2 protein-coding genes and 1 pseudogene are annotated in these 2,740 nt (G+C 52.5%); all 3 read left to right on the forward strand.

What is annotated here, in order from left to right:
* Positions 1–172 (forward strand): annotated as a pseudogene (locus RDN66_RS21330) (transketolase); the annotation flags it as partial.
* Between the two features lie 295 nt (positions 173–467).
* Complete coding sequence (gene epd / locus RDN66_RS21335; RefSeq protein WP_035896257.1) at positions 468–1,496, forward strand: erythrose-4-phosphate dehydrogenase; 1,029 nt, start codon at positions 468–470, stop codon at positions 1,494–1,496.
* Positions 1,497–1,535: 39 nt separating this feature from the next.
* A complete protein-coding gene (gene pgk, locus RDN66_RS21340; protein WP_035896256.1) occupies positions 1,536–2,699 on the forward strand; it encodes a phosphoglycerate kinase in 1,164 nt (387 codons plus the stop codon).
* The last annotated feature ends 41 nt before the right edge of the window (positions 2,700–2,740 follow it).

Below are 2,740 nucleotides of genomic sequence, written 5' to 3' on the forward strand. Positions count from 1 at the left end.
ACGCGTGGCAATCGAAGCGGGCATCGCAGACTACTGGTTCAAATACGTGGGCCTGAACGGTGCTATCGTTGGCATGACCACCTTCGGTGAGTCTGCGCCAGCGGATCTGCTGTTCAAAGAGTTCGGCTTCACCGTAGAGAACGTTCTCGCGAAAGCGAAATCCCTGCTGTAATCTGCGTTTTCTCTGAAATGAAAGGGTCGCCTCGGCGGCCCTTTTTATTATTCTCAGGAATTTCTTTGCATATTATTCCAATCAAAATGTGATGTATGTCAGATATTAGGCGTCTCTGTCTGGACAATCATTCCTTTTATTCCTTGTTTCGCTTATTCTAGCTGAAGCGTTTCAGTCGATAAATTGTTCGACATTTAACCAATCAGTCACTGTTTGTGGCGGGTGAGGTTTCCCAAAGCGTTTGGCTGCATTACTCTGTTGCCACTTTGCATCGGGACAACCTTGCAGGAGACCTATGACCGTACGCGTAGCGATTAATGGCTTCGGTCGCATTGGACGTAACGTGGTTCGTGCTTTGTATGAATCCGGACGCCGTGCGGAAATCACCGTGGTGGCAATCAACGAACTGGCAGATGCTGCGGGCATCGCGCACTTGTTGAAATATGACACCAGCCACGGGCGCTTTGCCTGGGATGTTCGCCAGGAGCGTGAACAGCTTTTCGTCGGCGATGACGCCATCCGTCTTCTGCATGAGCGCGCTATTGAAGCGCTCCCCTGGAAAGAGCTATCGGTTGATGTCGTGCTAGACTGTACCGGCGTATACGGCAGTCGCCATGATGGCGAAGCCCATATTGCCGCTGGCGCGAAGAAGGTGCTCTTTTCACATCCTGGCAGCAACGATCTCGATGCCACCGTCGTGTTTGGCGTTAACGAACATGAGCTGTGCGCCGAACACCGCATCGTGTCCAACGCCTCCTGTACCACGAACTGCATAATCCCCGTCATCAAATTGTTGGATGATGCCTATGGCATTGAATCGGGCACGGTCACAACCATCCACTCCGCGATGCATGACCAGCAGGTGATTGACGCCTACCATCCCGATTTACGCCGTACGCGCGCGGCAAGTCAGTCGATTATTCCGGTGGATACCAAGCTTGCTGCGGGCATTGCCCGTATTTTCCCGCAGTTTGGCGACCGTTTCGAAGCGATTGCGGTGCGAGTACCGACCATTAACGTGACGGCAATTGACCTGAGCGTGACGGTGAAAAAGCCAGTAAAAGCAAATGAAGTCAACCAGTTGCTGCAAAAAGCAGCACAGGGTGCATTTCATGGTATAGTTGACTATACGGAATTACCGTTGGTCTCAACTGATTTTAACCACGATCCGCATAGCGCCATCGTCGATGGCACGCAGACGCGGGTGAGTGGAGCGCATCTGATCAAAACGCTGGTCTGGTGTGATAACGAATGGGGCTTTGCTAACCGAATGCTCGACACCACGTTAGCAATGGCCGCTATTGGTTTCAGGCTCGACGCTTGAGCGTCGACAAAACTTTAAGTATCAACGAGAGGATTCACCATGTCTGTAATTAAGATGACCGATCTGGATCTGGCTGGTAAACGCGTTTTCATCCGTGCGGACCTGAACGTACCAGTTAAAGAAGGGAAAGTAACCAGCGACGCACGTATCCGTGCTTCACTGCCAACTATCGAGCTGGCGCTGAAACAGGGTGCGAAAGTGATGGTGACTTCTCACCTGGGTCGTCCGACCGAAGGCGAGTACAACGAAGAATTCTCTCTGCTGCCGGTTGTTAATTACCTGAAAGACAAACTGTCTGCTCCGGTTCGTCTGGTTAAAGATTACCTGGACGGCGTTGAAGTTGCTGCCGGTGAGCTGGTTGTTCTGGAAAACGTTCGCTTCAACAAAGGCGAGAAGAAAGACGACGAAGCGCTGTCCAAAAAATACGCTGCACTGTGCGACGTATTCGTGATGGATGCATTCGGTACTGCACACCGTGCACAGGCTTCCACCCACGGTATCGGCAAGTTTGCTGACGTGGCGTGCGCAGGCCCACTGCTGGCAGCAGAACTGGACGCGCTGGGTAAAGCACTGAAAGAACCAGCTCGCCCAATGGTGGCTATCGTTGGTGGTTCTAAAGTTTCTACCAAACTGACCGTTCTGGATTCCCTGTCTAAAATTGCTGACCAGCTGATCGTTGGTGGTGGTATCGCGAACACCTTCGTTGCCGCTCAAGGCCACAACGTTGGTAAATCCCTGTACGAAGCGGACCTGGTTGACGAAGCTAAGCGTCTGCTGACGACCTGCGATATCCCAGTTCCAACTGACGTTCGCGTAGCGACCGAGTTCTCCGAAACCGCGACCGCTACCCTGAAATCTGTAAACGACATCAAAGATGAAGAGCAGATTCTGGACCTGGGCGACGTTTCTGCTGAGAAACTGGCAGGCATCCTGAAAAACGCAAAAACCATTCTGTGGAACGGCCCAGTTGGCGTGTTCGAATTCCCGAACTTCCGCAAAGGTACTGAAATTGTTGCTAACGCAATCGCAGACAGCGACGCGTTCTCCATCGCAGGCGGCGGCGACACCCTGGCAGCTATCGACCTGTTCGGTATCGCTGACAAAATCTCCTACATCTCCACTGGCGGCGGCGCATTCCTCGAATTCGTGGAAGGCAAAGTACTGCCAGCAGTAGCAATGCTCGAAGAGCGCGCTAAGAAGTAAGCCATTCAAGGGCAGGGAAACCTGCCCAATTTTCAGCGCGC

This window comes from uncultured Kluyvera sp., assembly GCF_902485085.1.
GTDB lineage: Bacteria > Pseudomonadota > Gammaproteobacteria > Enterobacterales > Enterobacteriaceae > Kluyvera > Kluyvera ascorbata.

Bases quoted from the DNA above. Each gene is read 5' to 3' on its own strand.
- epd (WP_035896257.1), top strand. From the start codon at position 468: ATGACCGTACGCGTAGCGATTAATGGCTTCGGTCGCATTGGACGTAAC.
- pgk (WP_035896256.1), top strand. From the start codon at position 1,536: ATGTCTGTAATTAAGATGACCGATCTGGATCTGGCTGGTAAACGCGTT.